16 protein-coding genes are annotated in these 18,941 nt (G+C 58.6%); 11 read left to right on the top strand and 5 right to left on the bottom strand.

The genetic code is table 11. The annotated features are described in order from the left end of the window. Nucleotides 1-31 precede the first annotated feature (31 nt). Genes dhaK through dhaM form a run of 3 tightly spaced genes read left to right on the top strand, consistent with a single transcriptional unit; the run spans nt 32 to nt 3,184 of the window. A complete protein-coding gene (gene dhaK / locus AC2AXP_RS11370; protein WP_004958320.1) occupies nt 32-1,102 on the top strand; it encodes a dihydroxyacetone kinase subunit DhaK in 1,071 nt (356 codons plus the stop codon). Nucleotides 1,103-1,111: 9 nt separating this feature from the next. Next, nucleotides 1,112-1,741, top strand: a complete 630-nt coding sequence (gene dhaL, locus AC2AXP_RS11365) for a dihydroxyacetone kinase subunit DhaL (RefSeq protein WP_198773740.1) — start codon at nt 1,112-1,114, stop codon at nt 1,739-1,741. A gap of 12 nt (nt 1,742-1,753) precedes the next feature. After that, nucleotides 1,754-3,184, top strand: a complete 1,431-nt coding sequence (gene dhaM / locus AC2AXP_RS11360; protein WP_198773741.1) for a dihydroxyacetone kinase phosphoryl donor subunit DhaM — start codon at nt 1,754-1,756, stop codon at nt 3,182-3,184. On the opposite strand, the gene dhaR is transcribed toward dhaM, so the two are convergent. After that, nucleotides 3,181-5,124: a dihydroxyacetone kinase operon transcriptional regulator DhaR gene (dhaR, locus tag AC2AXP_RS11355; protein ID WP_371901921.1), complete on the bottom strand. Its 1,944-nt coding sequence runs from the start codon at nt 5,122-5,124 to the stop codon at nt 3,181-3,183. The two genes, dhaM and dhaR, sit on opposite strands and share 4 nt — an antisense overlap. Before the next feature lie 138 nt (nt 5,125-5,262). After that, on the bottom strand, nt 5,263-6,774 hold the full coding sequence (tolC, locus tag AC2AXP_RS11350; RefSeq protein ID WP_430299361.1) for an outer membrane channel protein TolC: 1,512 nt from the start codon (nt 6,772-6,774) through the stop codon (nt 5,263-5,265). Between the two features lie 284 nt (nt 6,775-7,058). Between tolC and nudF the strand changes: the two genes are divergently transcribed. The 5 genes from nudF (at nt 7,059) to parE (ending at nt 11,681) form a co-directional block, all read left to right on the top strand. Continuing rightward, nucleotides 7,059-7,691: an ADP-ribose diphosphatase gene (gene nudF, locus AC2AXP_RS11345; RefSeq protein ID WP_004958330.1), complete on the top strand. Its 633-nt coding sequence runs from the start codon at nt 7,059-7,061 to the stop codon at nt 7,689-7,691. Continuing rightward, nucleotides 7,692-8,117: a DUF1249 family protein gene (locus AC2AXP_RS11340; RefSeq protein WP_004958333.1), complete on the top strand. Its 426-nt coding sequence runs from the start codon at nt 7,692-7,694 to the stop codon at nt 8,115-8,117. It abuts the gene before it with no gap. Between the two features lie 213 nt (nt 8,118-8,330). After that, on the top strand, nt 8,331-9,158 hold the full coding sequence (gene cpdA / locus AC2AXP_RS11335) for a 3',5'-cyclic-AMP phosphodiesterase (RefSeq protein WP_004958334.1): 828 nt from the start codon (nt 8,331-8,333) through the stop codon (nt 9,156-9,158). Then, nucleotides 9,158-9,739, top strand: a complete 582-nt coding sequence (yqiA, locus tag AC2AXP_RS11330; RefSeq protein ID WP_004958336.1) for an esterase YqiA — start codon at nt 9,158-9,160, stop codon at nt 9,737-9,739. Before cpdA ends, yqiA begins: the two co-directional genes overlap by 1 nt. 46 nt (nt 9,740-9,785) lie before the next feature. Beyond that, nucleotides 9,786-11,681 carry a DNA topoisomerase IV subunit B gene (gene parE / locus AC2AXP_RS11325; protein WP_039991707.1) on the top strand — a complete coding sequence of 632 codons (1,896 nt, stop codon included), beginning with the start codon at nt 9,786-9,788 and terminating at the stop codon, nt 11,679-11,681. Between the two features lie 71 nt (nt 11,682-11,752). On the opposite strand, the gene AC2AXP_RS11320 is transcribed toward parE, so the two are convergent. Next, nucleotides 11,753-12,061 carry a putative quinol monooxygenase gene (locus tag AC2AXP_RS11320; protein WP_004958340.1) on the bottom strand — a complete coding sequence of 103 codons (309 nt, stop codon included), beginning with the start codon at nt 12,059-12,061 and terminating at the stop codon, nt 11,753-11,755. Nucleotides 12,062-12,197: 136 nt separating this feature from the next. Then, nucleotides 12,198-12,779 (bottom strand): NAD(P)H-dependent oxidoreductase, encoded by a 582-nt coding sequence (locus tag AC2AXP_RS11315; protein WP_004958341.1) that lies wholly within the window; start codon nt 12,777-12,779, stop codon nt 12,198-12,200. Between the two features lie 285 nt (nt 12,780-13,064). On the opposite strand from AC2AXP_RS11315, the gene parC reads away from it, so the two are divergent. The 3 genes from parC to ftsP all read left to right on the top strand — a co-directional run bounded on the left by parC (nt 13,065) and on the right by ftsP (nt 17,873). After that, nucleotides 13,065-15,338: a DNA topoisomerase IV subunit A gene (gene parC / locus AC2AXP_RS11310; protein ID WP_004958343.1), complete on the top strand. Its 2,274-nt coding sequence runs from the start codon at nt 13,065-13,067 to the stop codon at nt 15,336-15,338. Nucleotides 15,339-15,587: 249 nt separating this feature from the next. Then, complete coding sequence (locus tag AC2AXP_RS11305) at nt 15,588-16,322, top strand: 1-acylglycerol-3-phosphate O-acyltransferase (RefSeq protein WP_198773743.1); 735 nt, start codon at nt 15,588-15,590, stop codon at nt 16,320-16,322. A gap of 135 nt (nt 16,323-16,457) precedes the next feature. Next, nucleotides 16,458-17,873, top strand: coding sequence for a cell division protein FtsP (gene ftsP, locus AC2AXP_RS11300; protein ID WP_004958346.1), 1,416 nt, complete (start codon nt 16,458-16,460; stop codon nt 17,871-17,873). A 42-nt stretch (nt 17,874-17,915) separates the two neighbouring features. On the opposite strand, the gene AC2AXP_RS11295 is transcribed toward ftsP, so the two are convergent. Then, complete coding sequence (locus AC2AXP_RS11295) at nt 17,916-18,806, bottom strand: PfkB family carbohydrate kinase (protein WP_449145396.1); 891 nt, start codon at nt 18,804-18,806, stop codon at nt 17,916-17,918. Nucleotides 18,807-18,941 lie beyond the last annotated feature (135 nt).

Here is an 18,941-nt window from a genome sequence, read left to right as displayed (position 1 = left end):
GATCCCGCTGTCCCCTACAGAGGAGTTAACCGTGAAAAAGCTTATTAATCAGGTTGAAACAGTATTGGACGAGCAACTGCTCGGCCTGGGCGAAGCGCACCCCGAACTGCGGGTGCATCAGGATCCGCTGTTTGTCACCCGCGCCGATGGTCCGGTGGCGGGCAAGGTGGCGATCCTCTCCGGCGGCGGCAGCGGCCATGAACCGATGCACTGCGGTTTCGTTGGTGAGGGTATGCTCGACGGCGCCTGTCCGGGCGAGATTTTCACCTCGCCGACGCCGGACAAGATGTACGAATGCGGCTTGGCGATTGACGGCGGCGCCGGTGTGCTGCTGCTGATCAAGAATTACACCGGCGACGTGCTGAATTTTGAAACCGCCACGGAGCTGCTGCACGACGGCGGCATACCGGTGGCAACGGTGCTGGTGGACGACGACGTGGCGGTGAAAGACAGCCTGTTTACCGCAGGACGGCGTGGCGTTGCCAATACCGTACTGATGGAAAAACTGCTTGGCGCGGCGGCACAGCGCGGCGATACGCTGGATGATCTGGTGACGCTGGGTCACCGCTTGAACAATCAGGGACATTCAATCGGCATTGCCCTGGGCGCCTGTACCGTACCCGCGGCCGGTAAACCGTCGTTTACGCTGGCGGAAAACCAGATGGAGTTCGGCGTGGGCATTCACGGCGAGCCGGGCATTGAACGGCGGCCATTCACTACGCTTAACCACGCGGTGGATGACATGTTCCATACGTTGATAGAACACGGCAATTATCAGCGCACCTTGCGCGTCTGGCAGCGGGCGCAAGGCGAATGGCGCGATGATGTACAGGTAAAAAAGCCGCTGATGCGTGGCGATCGGGTGATTGCGCTGGTGAATAACCTGGGGGCGACGCCACTGTCAGAGCTGTACGGCGTTTACCACCGTCTGGCAGAGCGCTGTGCGGAGGCGGGAATCATCATCGAACGCAACCTGATCGGCGCATATTGCACTTCGCTGGACATGCAGGGCGTTTCCATCACGCTGTTGAAAGTGGACGATCCATTGTTGGCGCTGTGGGATGCGCCGGTGAAAACCCCTGCGCTACGTTGGGGCTGCTGAGGAGAACAGATGATGCTGACAAAACAACAGGTGGTTGACTGGCTGATGCGCTGCGGCGAGGTCTTTGCCCGTGAACGAGACTTTCTGACTCAATTGGACACCGACATCGGCGATGCCGATCATGGCCTCAACATGAACCGTGGCTTTAATAAAGTGGTAGAAAAACTGCCGTCGGTGGCGGACAAGGATATCGGTTTCATCCTGAAGAACACCGGCATGACGTTGCTGTCCAGCGTTGGCGGTGCGAGCGGTCCGCTGTTCGGCACGTTTTTCATTCGCGCCGCGCAGGCGGCCAATGCCAAGCAAAGTCTGGATCTGGCGGAATTGCAGCACATGATGCAGGAAGGGGTCGAGGGGGTGGTGATGCGGGGTAAGGCGGAGCCGGGCGATAAAACCATGTGTGACGCGTGGTGGCCGGTGGTCGAGAGCCTGCGGCAATCGGCGCAACAGCAACTGAGCGTGGCGCAAGCCTTGCAACGGGCGGCAGAGTGCGCGCAGCAGGCGGTGGAAGCAACGATTGCCATGCAGGCGCGCAAGGGGCGAGCCAGCTACCTCGGCGAGCGCAGCATCGGTCACCAGGATCCGGGTGCCACGTCGGTAATGTTGATGGTGAAAACGCTGGCGGAAATCGCCGCCTAGGCGGGAGGCAAAATGATCAATATCGTAGTGGTTTCTCACAGCGCGTTACTGGCGCAGGGCGTTCAGGCGCTGGCGCAACAGATGATGCGCGGCGACGGCTGTAAACTGGCGCTGGCGGCGGGGGTTGATGATGAACAGCATCCCATCGGTACCGACGCGATAAAAGTCATGGCGGCGATTGAAGCGGTGGCAGACGGCGATGCCATCGTAGTGTTGATGGATTTGGGCAGCGCAGTGCTGAGCGCGGAAACCGCGCTGGAGCTGCTGGATCCGGCGTTGGCGGCCAAGGTATCGCTGTGCGCCGCGCCGCTGGTGGAGGGCACGCTGGCGGCGATCGTTGCGGCCAATTCAGGAGCCGGGCTGGAGCAGGTGTTGGCCGAAGCGCGTGGCGCATTACAGGCCAAGCAGGCGCAGTTGGGCGAAGCGACGCCAGCCAGCAAATCGCTGAGCCTGCCGCTAAACCAGGGAAAAAGCGTCAGTTGGACGGTGCAAAATGCCCATGGTCTGCATGCACGCCCGGCAGCACGGCTGGCGGAAACGCTGGCGCCGTTCGATGCCGAACTGGTGCTGGAAAAGGCCGGCCAATGCGCCAATCCGCGCAGTTTGAATCAGTTGGCGCTGCTGCAGGTTCGCCAGGGTGATAGCGTGCGGCTGATCGCCAGCGGCACGCAGGCCGATCTGGCCCTGGCCGCTTTCCAGGCGCTGGCGGAACAGCATTTTGGCGAAACGGTTTCAGCTCACCAACAACCTTCGCTGCACGGTATTCCCGTGGAGGAGAGCGTCAGTAGCGGCCCGGTGTTGCAGGTTTACAGTTTCTGGCCGACGCTGGCGGAACGCAAGATCGGCGCTGACGACATTCTCAACGAGCAGCAGCGGCTGCGTGAAGCCTTGCAGCATACGCTGAGCGATTTGAACCGGCTGGCGGAGCGTACCGCGACCTTGATCGGCAAACCACAGGCGGGAATATTCGGCGCGCACAGCATGTTGCTGGACGATCCGGATCTGCAACAGGCGGCCTATACGCGTATCGCCCAGCAGTTTTGCAGCGCCGAGCAGGCATGGCGGCAAGAGCTGGAGGCCATCGCCGCCGATTATCGCACGCTGGACGACGAGTATCTGCGCGCGCGCGAACTGGACGTGCGCGATATGCTGCGCCGTACCCTGAGCCATTTGCAGCGGCAGACTATTCCACCGATCGTCTTGACCACGCCGGCGATCCTGGTAATGGATGAGCTGATGCCGTCGGAAGTGGTGATGCTGGATCGCCGCATGGTATTGGGCATTTGCCTGAGTGGCGGCCACGCGCTGTCACACAGCGCAATTCTGGCCAAGGCGATGGGCATTCCGATGGTGGTTGGCATGAGCGATTGTCTGAGCAAAACCCGTAGCGGTCAGCAAGCCATGCTGGATGCCGCGCGCGGCGTGCTGCAGCTCAGCCACTAGGCGCGCAGCTTGAACTGGCGGATATCGATTTGATAATGCTTTATTTTCCGCCACAGCGTGGTGCGGCCGATCGCCAGCAATTGGGCCATTTCGTTTAACTGTCCACGGCTGACGCTGGCCGCGTGCAGGATCGCCTGACGTTCGGTTTCCGCCAGCGTGGGCGTGGTAATGGTCGGCGGGAGGTCAGACGCCAGCTGCTGGCCCAGCAGATGGGCGGGTAAATCCGCCAGTTGAATATGGTGGTTATGGCAGATCATGGCCGCGCGCTCCACCACGCCTTTCAGTTGCAGATCGTTGCCGGGCCACGGGTATAACCCGAGCTGGGTCAAGACGTCATGATCCACCCGGAAGCGGCATTGAAAATGCAATTCCAACGCGTGTAAATGATGGTGTACCAACAGCGGAATGTCGTCCAGACGCTGGCGTAGCGGCGGGATCTGGATTTCGAACGCCTGCAGGCTGTAAAACAGCTGGCGGCGGAAGCGGTTTTGCTGCACCAACAGCGGTAGATTGGCGGCGCTGGTGGCGATGATGCGTACATCGACCGGGATCACCCGGTTGGAATTGAGGCGCATGACAATGCCGGTTTTCAGCACCTGCAACAGCGCTGACTGCATATCCGGCGGTAAATACTCAATCTGTTCCAGATACAGTGTGCCGCCGTTGGCCAGCTCGAATTTGCTTAATTGTCCGGCCCGCTCTTCGTTGGCATCGCTGCCCAGCAGATCGCGCAGGCCCTGCGCTTCGGGCATCAGTTGGCAGTTGAGGGCGATATACGGCCCGGCGGCGCGTTCGCTGGCATTGTGAATCGCCTGACCCAGCAGTTCCTTGCCTACCCCCTCTTCACCACACAGCAAAATCGGCTGATTACCCTTGGCGGCCTGTTGGCCATAGCGGATCAGGCGGCGCATCTCCAGCGAGCCGGACGGCATTTGCTCAAAGGTATGGCTGACGCGGCCAAGCTGGCTGCTGACGTAACGGCGCAGCGGTTCCAGCGGATGCAGCAGGGCGATAAAGCCACAGTGGTTGCCGTCGGGGATCGGCTTCAAGGTCAGCAGCGCGGCGATAAACTGTTGCTGGTTTTCGAAGGTGACCTCCATATGCTGCAACGGTTGCCGCTGCTCGATGGCGCGCTTGAGCATTGCCGGCAGCGTCAGCAGTTGCGCCAGCGGTTTCCCCAGGCTGTGCTGAACGTCGAGTTTCAGCATTGCTGCCGCGCGCTGGTTGAGGTATTGCAGATAACCCCGGTGATCCCAGGCCATGACGCCATCGTCCACGCCGTCGAGCAAGCCATAAAGCTGGTTCAGGTGGCGGTTGGATTCAGCCAGTAAACCGTCGGCATTCAACGAATTGCCGATCTCGCGAGCCAGCGCCAGCGTCAGTGACAGGTCGCCGGCGGCGGCGGCGATGAGTTGACAGCCGAGCGCAATGGCGCCGCGTTGACGGCCGCTGTTGTCATACACCGGTGTGGCGCAGAATGACCAGTCATGTAACGCCTCACGCACATGCTGCTTGCCGCTGACCTGAATCGGATGCCCTTCGGACGCCGCCAGCGACGGCGCATTGGTGCCGATATCGCCTTCCGCCCAGTAAGCGCCGGGCAGCAAACCCAACTGCGCCAGCCGTTGGCATGTGGTGATATCGCCGCACTGCCACAGCATACAGCCGCTTTCATCGAGGATTATCAGCACGCAACGGCGTTGCTCCATGTATTCGTAAGCGTCCTCCAGCGCCGCCTGACCCAGCGTCAGCAAATCGTTTTTGCGCTGGCAGACGGAGCTGAAGGTGCTGCCCAGCGCGCGCTGGGGCGCCTTCCACACCGACGGGCGCATCAACGTGCGGCAACGCAGCCAGGAGGCATAAATGGCCGCTGGCGGACGCTGTGACGGCGGCAACGCGCCGTCAGCCATCAGGCGCTGCCAGAGTGGGAGATTCTCCATCGCGTTGCGTCCACAGGTTCACGGGGAAAGGATAATACTAAACCGAAGGGAGATAGGCTGGCTGTGAACCGGCGAACATTCGGCATAAAAAAGGGGCGTGGCTGACGCCACCCCCCGATATCGTGCCAGACCAGGCTATCAGTTTTGGAACGGATTGCGCGGTTGGCTAGCGGTGGTGGCCGGTGCGCTGGTACGTGGCGCCGGTGCCGAGGACACGCTGCGACTGGCAGGTACTGGCGCGGCCGTCTGCTGCATTGGCGCGTTGTCCTGGTAGCCGTCGGCATAGGCGTCTTGTGCGCTGTTCTGCGGTGCCACGGCGTCTGGCGCGGTTGACACCGGTTTACCCAGCGCGCCGTTCAGCATCATCAGATCGTTTTCGTTCAGCGTGCCGAGCGCAGATTTGATGTTCAACTGGTTGATCAGATAGGTATAACGCGCATCGGACAGGTTGCGTTTGGCGTCATAAAGCTGAGTGGTGGCGTCAAGCACGTCGACGATGGTGCGGGTGCCCACCTGATAGCCGGCTTCCATGGCATCCAGGGAGCTTTGCGCGGAGATCACCGCCTGTTTATACGCGTTGATGCTGCTGATCGAGGCATTGACGTTATTGAACGACGAACGCACGGTCTGCACCACCGTACGGTGCGAGCTTTCCAGCTGTTCGCTGGCACCGACGAAGCTGTACTGCGCCTGCTTGACCTGAGAGTTGGTCTGGCCGCCGCTGTAAATCGGCAGATTGAAACTTACGCCGATCTTGTTCTGGCCAACGTCCGAATCCTCGGTACGATTACGCGAGCCGCCGTTGTTGGTATTGGTAATACCGGTTGAGGCGCTCATGTCGATGGTCGGCATATAACCGGTCTGTGCATATTTGATCTGCTCGCGGGCCAGATCCTGGCTCAGACGGGCGGACAGCAAGCTCAGGTTGCGCGCTTCGGCTTCCTTCAGCAGGTTATTGACCGCGTCCGGGCGCTTGGTGGCGAAGCTGTCGGTGTTCAGCGAGGCCAGTTCCGGATAGAAGGCGCCGGTGACCTGACGCAGCGATTCCAGCGCGTTGTCCAGCGCATTGCGGGCGCTGACTTCTGCCGCCAGCACGGTATCGTAATTGGATCGGGCGTTTTGCACGTCGGTAATGGCGACCAGGCCGACGTTAAAACGCTGGGTAGTCTGATCGAGCGTGCGGTACACCGCATCTTTCTGCGCCTGGGTGTAGCTCAGGGTGTCAATCGCCTTCAATACGTTGAAGTAGGCGGTGGCGGTATTGAGAATCAGCTGCTGTTCAGCGGTCTGGAAGGTAACGTCGGAAATACCGGCGGTTTTTTCCTGCAGCGTCAGCGCACGCCATTTGGACATGTCAAAAATGGTCTGAGTCAGCGCCAGCGAGCCGCTGGTGGTATCGGAATTGGTATCTTTGATATCACGATAACCACTGCCGTAAGTATACCCGGCGGTCAAACCCAGCTGCGGCAGCAACGGGCTGCGCGATTCGTTGATTTTTTCGAATGCGGCATCACGGTCAGCGGCAGACTTGCGCAGATCCGGGTTACTTTCCCTCGCCTGTTTGTAAACCTGCAGCAGGTTCTCTGCCTGGCTCATTGCACTGAAGCCGCCCAGGCTCAGTCCGATAAGAAGGGGGAGCAGTTTCTTCATTTGCATTCCTTGTTGTGCAGCAATATTGGTATGTTAGCGCTGACGATAGTCGAAATAGTTGCCGATTCTAACAGAGTCTTCGGTTCGCATAAGGTGGCTGAATGTGCCATCCGCGGGAACTTTTATCTTTCGAATGCCCTGTGAGCACTGGCTGAAATGCCTGCGCACTTCGCACCTGATATCATGGTCAACAATCTACCACAAAGCGGCGAAAGAAAGTCTCGCCGTTTCTGTCATCAAAACTGTTTATTTTATCGGCATACTCACGCAGGAGAAGAGTGCTTATGAGCCGTCCGCAGCCTACGCCCGTTACTTTCGATAAAAATGATGTAGAAATTATTGCACGTGACACGCTTTATCGTGGTTTTTTTTCACTCAATTTATACCGTTTTCGTCACCGGTTGTTCAATGGCGAGATGAGCGGCGAGGTCCGACGCGAGATTTTTGAACGCGGGCACGCCGCGGTGCTGCTGCCTTACGACCCACAGCGCGACCAGGTGGTACTGGTGGAACAACTGCGCATCGCCGCGGTCGATACTTCCGAGTCCCCCTGGTTACTGGAAATGGTGGCGGGCATGATCGAAGTCGGTGAAAGCGTTGAGGATGTCTGTCGCCGAGAAGCGCTGGAGGAGGCGGGCATTGTGGTTGGGCGCTGCAAGCCGGTACTGAGCTACCTCGCCAGCCCGGGCGGCACCAGCGAACGGCTGTCGATTATGGTGGGCGAAGTGGACGCCAGCACCGCAGAAGGCATCCATGGGCTGGCTGAAGAGAATGAAGATATCCGAGTCCATGTGGTGAGCCGCGAACAGGCTTACCGTTGGGTTGAAGAGGGCGCGATTGATAATGCGGCATCGGTGATTGCATTGCAGTGGCTGGCGTTGCACCATGAATCGCTCAGAGCAGAGTGGATCAAGTAAATGACAAAGCGCTACACCCCTGATTTCCCGGAAATGATGAGACTGTGCGAAACCAACTTCGCGCAATTGCGTCGCTTGCTGCCACGCAATGACCAAGTGGGCGAAACGGTGACTTATCAGGTGAGCAGCGCGCATTATCGTCTGACGATAATGGAATCCACGCGCTATACCACGCTGGTGGAAATCGAACAAACCTTCCCGGCGGTCAGCTATTGGAGCCTGCCGGCGATGACGGTGCGGCTGTATCACGACGCGATGGTTGCGGAAGTGTGTGCCAGTCAGCAGATCTTTCGCTTTAAAGCGCGTTATGATTATCCTAATAAAAAGTTGCATCAACGCGACGAAAAGCATCAAATTAACCAGTTTCTTGCTGATTGGCTGCGCTACTGTTTAGCGCATGGGGCAATGTCGGTTCCGGTTTGCTAGGCACCCCCAATGCGTCAAGCGGCCTCTTTGTTGGCTGCCTTTGCTCACCCTGGTCGCCTGGCGGTCAGATACCAGGGATGATGAGCGTCGGCTCACCCGGTGGGCCAACGCAAGCGTTGTTCAAATCGGTCTGCGACCCATTTGCCGTTCAGTTGCCGTCTCGACGCAGCGCGATGCGGTAGGGATATGGACTGAGATAACAAAGGACACCATTTGGAAAGCCTGTTGAAACTGCCCGTGGCGAGTGGGGCCAAGGTCAGGATTTTACAAATAACCGATACCCACCTTTTTGCCGGCGAGAATGAGACCTTGCTGGGCATCAACACTTACCGCAGTTATCACGCGGTATTGGATGCCATCTGCGCGCAGCAACGGGAATACGATCTGATTGTCGCTACCGGTGACCTGGCACAGGATCATTCCCTCGAGGCCTACCGGCATTTTGCCGACGGCATCGCGCAACTGCCTGCGCCATGCGTCTGGCTGCCGGGCAATCACGATTTTCAGCCGGCAATGGTCGACGCATTGGCGGCGGCGGGCATTTCCCCGTCAAAGCAGGTTCTACTGGGCGACGGCTGGCAGGTGATCCTGCTGGACAGCCAGGTGTTCGGCGTGCCGCACGGCGAGCTGAGCGAATACCAGTTGGAATGGCTGGAGCGTTGTTTGCAGGCGTATCCCGAGCGTGCCACGCTGTTGCTGCTGCATCATCATCCGCTGCCGTCCGGCTGCACCTGGCTCGATCAGCACAGCCTGCGTAACCCGCACATGCTGGACGTCGTTCTGCAGCGCTATCCGAAGGTAAATACCCTGCTGTGCGGGCATATTCATCAGGATCTTGATCTGGCCTGGCACGGTCGCCGCGTGTTGGCCAGTCCGTCGACCTGCGTGCAATTCAAGCCGCATTGTACTAATTTTACCATCGATGACGTTTCTCCTGGCTGGCGCTATCTCGATCTGCTGCCGGATGGCCGCGTGGAAACGCAGGTCTTCCGCCTGGAAAACGATGATTTCCGCCCCGACATGGATTCGGATGGATATTGATGTCAACGCTGCTTTATCTACACGGCTTCAACAGCTCCCCCCAATCGGCCAAGGCGTCGTCGTTCAAGGCGTGGCTGGCTGAACATCATCCACATATCGAGATGCTGGTGCCGCAACTGCCACCTTACCCGGCAGAGGCCGCTGAACTGCTGGAAAATCTGGTGATGGAGCGTGCCGGGCAGACGTTGGGCGTGGTGGGGTCGTCGCTGGGGGGCTATTATGCCACCTGGCTGTCGCAGTGTTTTGCGCTGCCAGCAGTAGTGGTAAATCCTGCTGTGAAGCCGTTTGAGCTGCTGATTGACTACCTTGGGCAAAACGAGAACCCCTACACCGGTCAACAATATGTGTTAGAGTCTCGTCACGTTTACGATCTGAAAGTGATGCAGATCGACCCCTTGGAGTCGCCGGATCTGATCTGGCTGCTGCAGCAAACGGGCGATGAAATTCTCGATTACGGCCAGGCAGTGGCGTATTACAGCGCCTGCCGGCAAACGGTGGAGTCAGGTGGAAACCATGCCTTCGTCGGTTTCGAGCACTACTTCCCGCAGATTGTGGGTTTTTTAGGGCTCAACGCGGTCTGAACGGACCGTCCGGCACCTTCCTTTAACCACGAAAAAATAATCTACGATGACTCAATCCAGCTATAACGCTGATGCCATTGAAGTACTCAGCGGTCTAGAACCAGTGCGCCGTCGTCCCGGTATGTATACCGATACGTCGCGCCCGAACCACCTCGGCCAGGAGGTGATTGATAACAGCGTCGATGAAGCGTTGGCTGGCCATGCGAAGCGCATTGACGTGATTCTGCACGCCGATCAGTCACTGGAAGTGGTTGACGACGGTCGCGGCATGCCGGTGGACATCCACCCGGAAGAGGGCGTGCCGGCGGTGGAATTGATCCTGTGCCGGCTGCACGCCGGCGGTAAATTCTCCAACAAGAACTACCAGTTCTCTGGCGGTCTGCACGGCGTGGGGATTTCGGTGGTCAACGCCCTGTCGAAACGGGTGGAAGTCAACGTTAAGCGTGATGGCAACATTTACAGCATCGCGTTTGAAAACGGTGACAAGGTGCAAGATCTTGGCGTTACCGGCTCGTGCGGCAAACGTAACACCGGCACCAGCGTTCATTTTTGGCCGGACGAACAGTTCTTCGACAGCCCGCGCTTCTCCGTTTCGCGCCTCAGCCATTTGCTGAAGGCCAAAGCGGTATTGTGTCCGGGCGTTGAAATCTATTTCATCGACAAGGTGAACAACACCGAGCAGCGCTGGTGCTATCAGGACGGTTTGACCGACTACCTGATGGAGGCGGTCAATGGCCTGATCACCCTGCCGGAAGCACCGTTTGTCGGCAGTTTCGCCGGTGACATCGAAGCGGTGGACTGGGCATTGCTGTGGCTGCCGGAAGGCGGTGAGCTACTGACCGAAAGCTACGTCAACCTGATCCCGACCATGCAGGGCGGTACCCACGTCAATGGCTTGCGCCAGGGACTGCTGGACGCGATGCGCGAGTTCTGCGAATTCCGCAATATCCTGCCGCGCGGCGTGAAGCTGTCGGCCGAGGATATCTGGGATCGCTGCGCCTATGTGTTATCGGTGAAAATGCAGGATCCGCAGTTTGCCGGGCAGACCAAGGAACGCTTGTCGTCACGTCAGTGCGCGGCGTTCGTTTCCGGCGTGGTGAAGGACGCTTTCAGCCTGTGGTTGAACCAGAACGTGCAGGCAGCGGAGCAGTTGGCCGAGCTGGCCATTTCCAGCGCCCAGCGTCGTCTGCGGGCAGCAAAAAAGGTGGTACGCAAGAAGCTGACCAGCGGCCCTGCACTGCCGGGCAAACTGGCCGACTGCACCGCCCAGGATCTCAGCCTGACCGAACTGTTCCTGGTGGAAGGGGATTCCGCAGGCGGTTCGGCCAAACAGGCGCGCGACCGCGAATATCAGGCGATCATGCCGCTGAAGGGTAAAATCCTCAATACCTGGGAAGTGTCTTCGGACGAAGTGCTGGCATCACAGGAAGTGCATGACATTTCCGTTGCCATCGGCATCGATCCGGACAGCGACGATCTCAGCCAGTTGCGCTATGGCAAAATCTGTATCCTGGCGGATGCGGACTCCGACGGCCTGCACATCGCGACGCTGCTGTGCGCGCTGTTTGTCCGTCACTTCCGCTCGCTGGTCAAGGGCGGCCACGTTTATGTGGCGATGCCGCCGCTGTACCGTATCGACCTCGGCAAGGAAGTGTATTACGCACTCGACGAGGAAGAAAAAGCCGGCGTACTGGAGCAGTTGAAGCGCAAGAAAGGCAAGCCGAACGTGCAGCGCTTTAAAGGTCTGGGTGAGATGAACCCGCTGCAGCTGCGCGAAACCACCCTCGATCCGAATACGCGCCGTTTGGTGCAGTTGACGGTGAACGATGAGGATGTCGATCAGACGCTGGCGATGATGGATATGCTGTTGGCCAAGAAGCGCTCGGAAGATCGTCGCAACTGGTTGCAGGACAAAGGCGACATGGCCGAACTGGCGGTCTGACAGCCAACGATGGCGCCCCCGTATGCGCAGCGGCGCAAATAAAAAACCCGGCAAATTTGCCGGGTTTTCTTTTACAGTGCGGCTTCCAGCACCTGAATATTGATACCCAGCACGCTGTCTTTGATGGTCGCCCGATGGCGATGCATATGCTCCATCTCCAGGTGTTTTTCCAGGTGCGCCAGGCTGGCCCATTTTTCCAGCATAAATATTGAGTCAGGCACGGTTTGCTTCCATGGCAGCTGCGCGTTGTGGTCGATCATCGGCTGATAGCCGCCGCAACCGTCTTCCGCCAACACCGACGGAATCAGCTTTTCGATCGCTTGCAATACGCTCTCACGGTGGCCCGGCTTTACTTTGATTTCTGCAATTACGGTGATCATCACAACCTCATTTTTCAAACAGCGAAATGTCTATGCCTGATGCTTCATGCCGCAGCGCGACGGCTGGCCCAAGTCACCCTGGGGCGTACCGGGCCATGTAGCCTGGCGCAGGCGGCGTGAATCATGACGGCTATAGTTAAGCAAAAGTTTTTGTCAGATGCTCACGATATCGTGCGATATCACCTTGAATATCAGGCTGTTTGATGACGTCGTTACAGATAAAGGTCGGCAGCGCTTCCAGGCCGAGGAATTCGTTGGCCTTGTGGAAATGCAGGTAAACGCCGTCAACGCCAACGCCGTGGAAGAATTGTTCCGGGTCGGTAAAGGCTTCCAACGGTGCGTTCCAGGTCAGGCTGAGCATGTGCTTTTTGCCTTGCAGCAGGCCACCGGAGCCGTATTTCTTGCTGGCATCGGAGCGGGTACGGCCATCGCTGGCGTACAGGCTGCCATGGCCGGCGGTAAACACTTCATCGATGTACTTTTTCAGGATCCAGGGTTCGCCCATCCACCAACCCGGCATCTGGTAAATAATCGCGTCGGCCCACAGGTATTTTTGCACTTCTTCTTCAATGTCGTAGCCGTGATCAACCACCGTCAGTTGGAGGTCATGGCCGGCGTCGCGCAGGAAAGAGGCGGCGACGTCGGTCAGCGTGTCGTTCAGTTCGCCATTGGAGTGGCCAAATTTTTTACCTGCGTTGATCAGTAGGATGTTGCTCATCAGCGGTCTCTTTCAATAATAAAATGATTGGAGGAGTGTACGCCGGATTGCAGAGGGGAAAAATGCGTGCTGAGTCACATTACTTTTGCTGATTTAGCAATAATCGAACGGATAGCAACCACTCGCCCTGGCGGTATCACCGACAATGCTGTGACAGAATAAGGCCAGATAAGGTACTATCGCCAGCAAGAATCGACAAGCAATCACGGGCACTGCTTTTGTGAACGACAGTCCTTTGCCCCCGAATCAGGGATTGCCAAGCCACGGTCTGAGGATAATTGAGTAATGAGTGATCTGACTCATGACGGTGTTGAGCGTTTACCGCTGCACACATTCACTGAAAACGCCTATCTGAACTATTCCATGTACGTCATCATGGATCGGGCGCTACCGTATATTGGCGACGGCCTCAAGCCGGTACAGCGCCGCATCATTTACGCCATGTCCGAACTGGGGCTGAACAACAGCGCCAAGTTCAAGAAGTCCGCCCGTACCGTGGGTGACGTACTGGGTAAATATCATCCGCACGGCGACAGCGCCTGTTATGAAGCGATGGTGCTGATGGCGCAGCCATTCTCCTACCGTTACCCGCTAGTGGACGGCCAGGGCAACTGGGGGGCACCGGACGATCCGAAGTCGTTCGCCGCGATGCGTTATACCGAGTCGCGCCTGTCGAAGTACGCCGAAGTGCTGTTGGCCGAACTGGGACAAGGTACGGTGGACTGGGTGCCGAACTTTGACGGCACCCTGCAAGAGCCCAAAATGCTGCCGGCGCGTCTGCCGAACATCCTGCTGAACGGGACCACCGGCATTGCCGTGGGTATGGCCACCGATATTCCGCCGCACAACGTGCGGGAAGTTGCCGCCGCCGCCGTCGCGCTGATCGACAAGCCGGGCGCATCGCTTGATGAGCTACTGGAGTTCGTGCAGGGCCCTGATTTTCCAACCGAAGCGGAAATCATTACGCCACGCGACGAAATTCGCAAAATCTACCAGAATGGTCGCGGTTCGGTACGCATGCGCGCGGTCTGGAAGAAAGAAGACGGCAGTGCGGTGATCACCGCCTTGCCGCACCAGGTCTCTGGCGCCAAAGTGCTGGAGCAGATTGCCAGCCAGATGCGCGCCAAGAAGCTGCCGATGGTCGAAGACCTGCGCGATGAGTCGGATCATGAAAATCCGACCCGCCTGGTCATTGTACCGCGCTCAAACCGGGTGGATCTCGAGCAGGTGATGAACCACCTGTTTGCCACCACCGATCTGGAGCGCAGCTATCGTGTCAACATGAACATGATCGGCCTGGATAACCGTCCGTCGGTGAAAGGGCTGGTGGAAATCATCACCGAGTGGCTGGCGTTCCGCCGCGACACGGTGCGCCGCCGCCTCAACTACCGTCTGGAAAAAGTGCTGAAGCGTCTGCACATTCTGGAAGGTTTGCTGATTGCGTTCCTCAATATCGATGAAGTAATCCACATCATCCGCAGCGAGGACGAGCCGAAGCCGGTGTTGATGCAGCGCTTTGGCATCAGCGAAACCCAGGCGGAAGCGATCCTCGAGCTGAAACTGCGCCACCTGGCGAAGCTGGAAGAGATGAAGATCCGCGGTGAACAGGACGAACTGGCCAAGGAGCGTGACCAGTTGCAGGCGCTGCTGGCGTCCGAGCGCAAGCTGAACACCCTGATCAAGAAAGAAATTCAGGCCGACTCGCTGGCATATGGCGATGAACGTCGTTCACCGCTGACCGAACGTGCCGAAGCCAAGGCAATGAGCGAGCACGATTTCGTGCCGTCTGAACCGGTGACCATCGTACTGTCGGAAATGGGCTGGGTACGCAGCGCCAAAGGCCACGATATCGATCCGAGTGGCCTGAGCTACAAGGCCGGCGATACCTTCCGCGCCGCCGCGCGCGGCAAGACCAATCAGCCGGTGGTGTTTATCGATTCCACCGGGCGCAGTTACGCGCTCGATCCGTTGACGCTACCGTCGGCACGCGGGCAGGGCGAGCCGCTGACCGGCAAGCTGACGCCGCCGCCGGGTGCCACCATCGAACAGGTGATTATGGCAGCCGACGATCAGAAACTGCTGATGGCGTCCGATGCCGGCTACGGCTTCGTGTGCACCTTCAACGATCTGGTGGCGCGCAACCGTGCCGGCAAGGTGATGATTACCTTGCCGGAAAACGCCAAGGCGCTGCCGCCGATGGAGATCCACGGCGACGACGACATGCTGCTGTCGATCACCAAGGCCGGCCGCATGTTGATGTTCCCGGTAGCGGACTTGCCGCAGCTATCGAAGGGCAAGGGCAACAAAATCGTCTCGATCCCGTCGGCGCAAGCCGCATCCGGTGAAGACGTGCTGTCCTGGCTGTTCGTGCTGCCGCCGCAAACCTCGCTGACGCTGCACGTCGGCAAGCGGAAACTGACGCTGCGGCCGGAAGATTTGCAGAAGTTCCGTGCCGAACGTGGCCGCAAGGGAACGCTGTTGCCACGGGGTCTCCAGCGCATCGACCGCGTTGAGCTGGATCTGCCGCAACGGGCGTCAACCGGCGATAGCGAAGAGTAAGTACCGGGCGCAGCATGGCGATGTTGCGCCGGTTACTCCAGGTCGGCGATGGCTGTTTTCAAATAGTTAACATTTCCCCGCATAAATTTATTGTGCGGATTGTCTGCTGGCAGGAAAATAGCAAAAAATAGTGAGATACCTGACAGGCTTCGCGCTGTATCCCGGTGGCAACGCCAATGCAGCCCGAAGCATGGCGGGTCGCTGTTTTGCGAAAGGAATGCGCGTCAGCAGTGTGCTAATGAGGTTGTTATGTTATTAATTTTGCGTGCCGTTTTCGTCACTCTATTTTGTATTCTGGTGTGCATCTTCGGTTCGATTTACTGTCTGTTCAGCCCGCGTAACCCTCGTCATGTGGCGACGTTTGGCCATCTGTTCGGCCGTCTGTCGACGATATTCGGCCTAAAGGTCGAAGTGCGTCGGCCCGCCGGGGCGGACGACTACGGCAACTGCATTTACATTGCCAACCATCAAAACAATTACGATATGGTCACCGCGTCCAATGCCGTGCAGCCGCGAACCGTTACCGTCGGTAAAAAAAGCCTGGCGTGGATCCCGTTTTTTGGCCCACTGTATTGGCTGACCGGCAATCTGCTGATAGATCGGGATAACCGCGCCAAAGCGCACGGCACCATTTCGCAGGTGGTCGAACAGATCGGCAAACGTAATATCTCCATCTGGATGTTCCCGGAAGGTACCCGCAGCCGTGGTCGCGGCCTGATGCCGTTTAAAACCGGCGCCTTTCATGCGGCGATTACCGCCGGCGTGCCGGTGGTGCCGATCTGCGTATCCAATACCAGTAATAAAATCAATCTGAACCGTTGGAACAACGGTCATGTGATTGTCGAAATGCTGGAACCGATCGACACCTCGAAATACGGTAAAGAAAACGTGCGTGAGCTGGCGACCCATTGCCGCGAGCTGATGCAGGTGAAAATCGCGCAGCTGGATGAAGAAGTCGCCCAGCGCGAAGCGGCCGGAAAATAATATTGCCAACGGCAGCAAACGATATTTTTTTAAACGGCAACCTCTGCCGTTAACGCCGGGTTACCTGCTACGCTTAAGCGCATGGTCGGGCCCGGTTTTTGCACACGGTTTAGCTTTTGTTTTCATGGAGAAAATATGTCACTCAGTCGACGTCAGTTTATTCAGGCATCGGGCTTGGCGCTGTGCGCGGGAGCGGTGCCGCTGAGGGCTGAGGCGAGCGGAACGCAGACTCCGTTACCGATCCCCCCGCTGTTGGAATCGCGTCGTGGCCAACCGCTGTTCTTAACCCTGCAACGCGCCCACTGGGCATTTATGGCGAACAACAAAGCCGCAGTGTGGGGCGTCAACGGCATGTACCTGGGGCCGACGGTGCGCGTCTATAGCGGTGATGACGTCAAACTGATTTACAGCAACCGGCTGACGGAACCGGTGTCGATGACCGTCAGCGGCCTGCAGGTTCCCGGAACCCTGATGGGCGGCGCGGCGCGCATGATGTCACCCGGGGTCGACTGGTCGCCAGTGCTGCCGATTCGTCAGGCGGCGGCTACCTGCTGGTATCACGCCAATACGCCGAATCGCATGGCGCCGCACGTCTATAACGGCCTGGCCGGGCTGTGGCTGATCGAAGACGACATCAGCAAGACATTGCCGTTGCCGAACCATTACGGCGTAGATGACTTCCCAGTGATCGTTCAAGACAAGCGGCTGGACAACTTCGGCACGCCGGAATACAACCCGCCGTCGCAGGGGGGCTTCGTTGGCGATACCTTGCTGGTTAACGGCGTGCAGAACCCGTATGTGGAAGTGTCGCGCGGCTGGGTGCGCCTGCGGTTGCTCAATGCCTCCAACTCACGCCGCTATGTGCTGCAACTGAGCGATGGCCGCCCGCTGAACGTGATTGCCAGCGATCAGGGTTTCCTGCCGGCGCCGGTAGCGGTGCAGCAGCTTTCCCTGGCGCCGGGCGAACGACGCGAAGTGCTGATTGACATGTCGAAAGGCGAGGAGGTCACGATCAATGCCGGCGAAGCGGCGGGCATTATGGATCGTCTCCGTGGTCTGTTTGAGCCTTCCAGCCTGTTGGTCTCGACTCAGGTGCTGACGCTGAAGCCCACCGGCCTGTTGCCGTTGGTCACCGACAACCTGCCGATGCGCCTGCTGGCGGATCAACTGCTGGACGGCAGCGTCAGCCGGTCACGCGAATTCCGTCTGGGCGACAGCGTGGCGGGCATCAATGGTGCCATCTGGGATATGAACCGCATCGATGTGCAAACCCTGCAGGGCAGTTGGGAGCGCTGGACCGTGCATGCCGACTCGCCGCAGGCGTTCCATATCGAAGGCGTGCAGTTCCTGGTGAAGCGGGTTAACGGTGCGCAGCCAATGGCCGAAGATCGCGGTTGGAAAGATACCGTCTGGGTTGACGGCGACGTAGAACTGCTGGTCTATTTCACCCAGCCGTCATCGGAACACTTCCCATTCCTTTATCACAGCCAAACGCTGGAAATGGCCGATCGCGGTAGCGCCGGCCAGTTTGTAGTACAGCCGTCGCTCTAGTCGTTCGGCAAGATTGGCGCAGTCTCGCGGCGGCTTTACCCGTCAGACAACCGCTGGCGGGTACGGCAGCGTGCCCGCGGCCACGCGGTTGGCCAGTTCAACCGCCTGCGGCAGCGTCCAACCGGCGGAAAGGCCGGCCAGCAGACCTGCACAGTGAGCGTCGACGTTGTCGAGCGCCTCGGCTCCGCTGGCCGCATCCAGTGCGCAATGCTGCGGCGCGCTTTTTCCGCTACAGATCCAGACACCCTCCTCGGCCAATCGGCAAATCAGGCTGATGTTATGCGCAGCCGCATAGCGCTGCGCGACTTCAACCGCGTTGCCTGCGCCGCACAGCAATGCGGTTTCCTGCCGGTCAAGCGACAGCAGGGTGTGGCTGTCGCTGAGCATGGCAAAAAAGTCTTCGCCGAGCTGTTCCAGTTGTGGTCCGGGTGCCAGCAGTCGCCATTGATCGTACGGCAGACGGGTCAGCCACTCACGCAGCACCTCGCCCGACTCGCCCGTCAGCGGATCGCCATTCAGGTAGACCAGCGTTTCCGGCGTCAATGGCAGCGTGGCCAACTGCGCCTTGTTCCATTGCGTTTCACATCCGGCGACGGTAATGACGCTGTGTTCACCGTTTTCCCCCGTCAGGGTCAGACGCCAACCGTTATCCATTTGTCCGTGGTGCAGCAGCACCGGTAAGTTGAGGGTATTCATTGCCGTTGCAATGGCCGCAGCCCACGGCCCGTTACCGACCGGCATGCCATTGATGACCGGCACATCGAGCTGGCGTAATAGACCTGCGACCCGAAAGGCGCTGCCGCCAACCTGCTGTTGTTGCGCCGTGGCGGCCTGTGGTTGGGCGCTGCGCGGCAGTTGTGGCAACCTCAGTTCCGCCTCTGCCATCGCGCCGCCCAGTACCAGTACCGGCGATAGCGGATTAAATTCAGTCATTTGGTTCTCCCGCTGCCTCAGCGATATCTCTATGTCGGCGAGCACACTAAAATACTTTGTTGGAAATAACCATGCTCTTTTGGCGGGGAGTGCGTATAATCGCCGCCCGGCGATTAATTAACCTGCAAAAGAGCA

It is taken from the genome of Serratia sp. Sp408, from assembly GCF_057180665.1.
The sequence above is the reverse complement of the archived record's forward strand: the minus strand, read 5'-3'. Positions and strand labels throughout refer to the sequence as shown.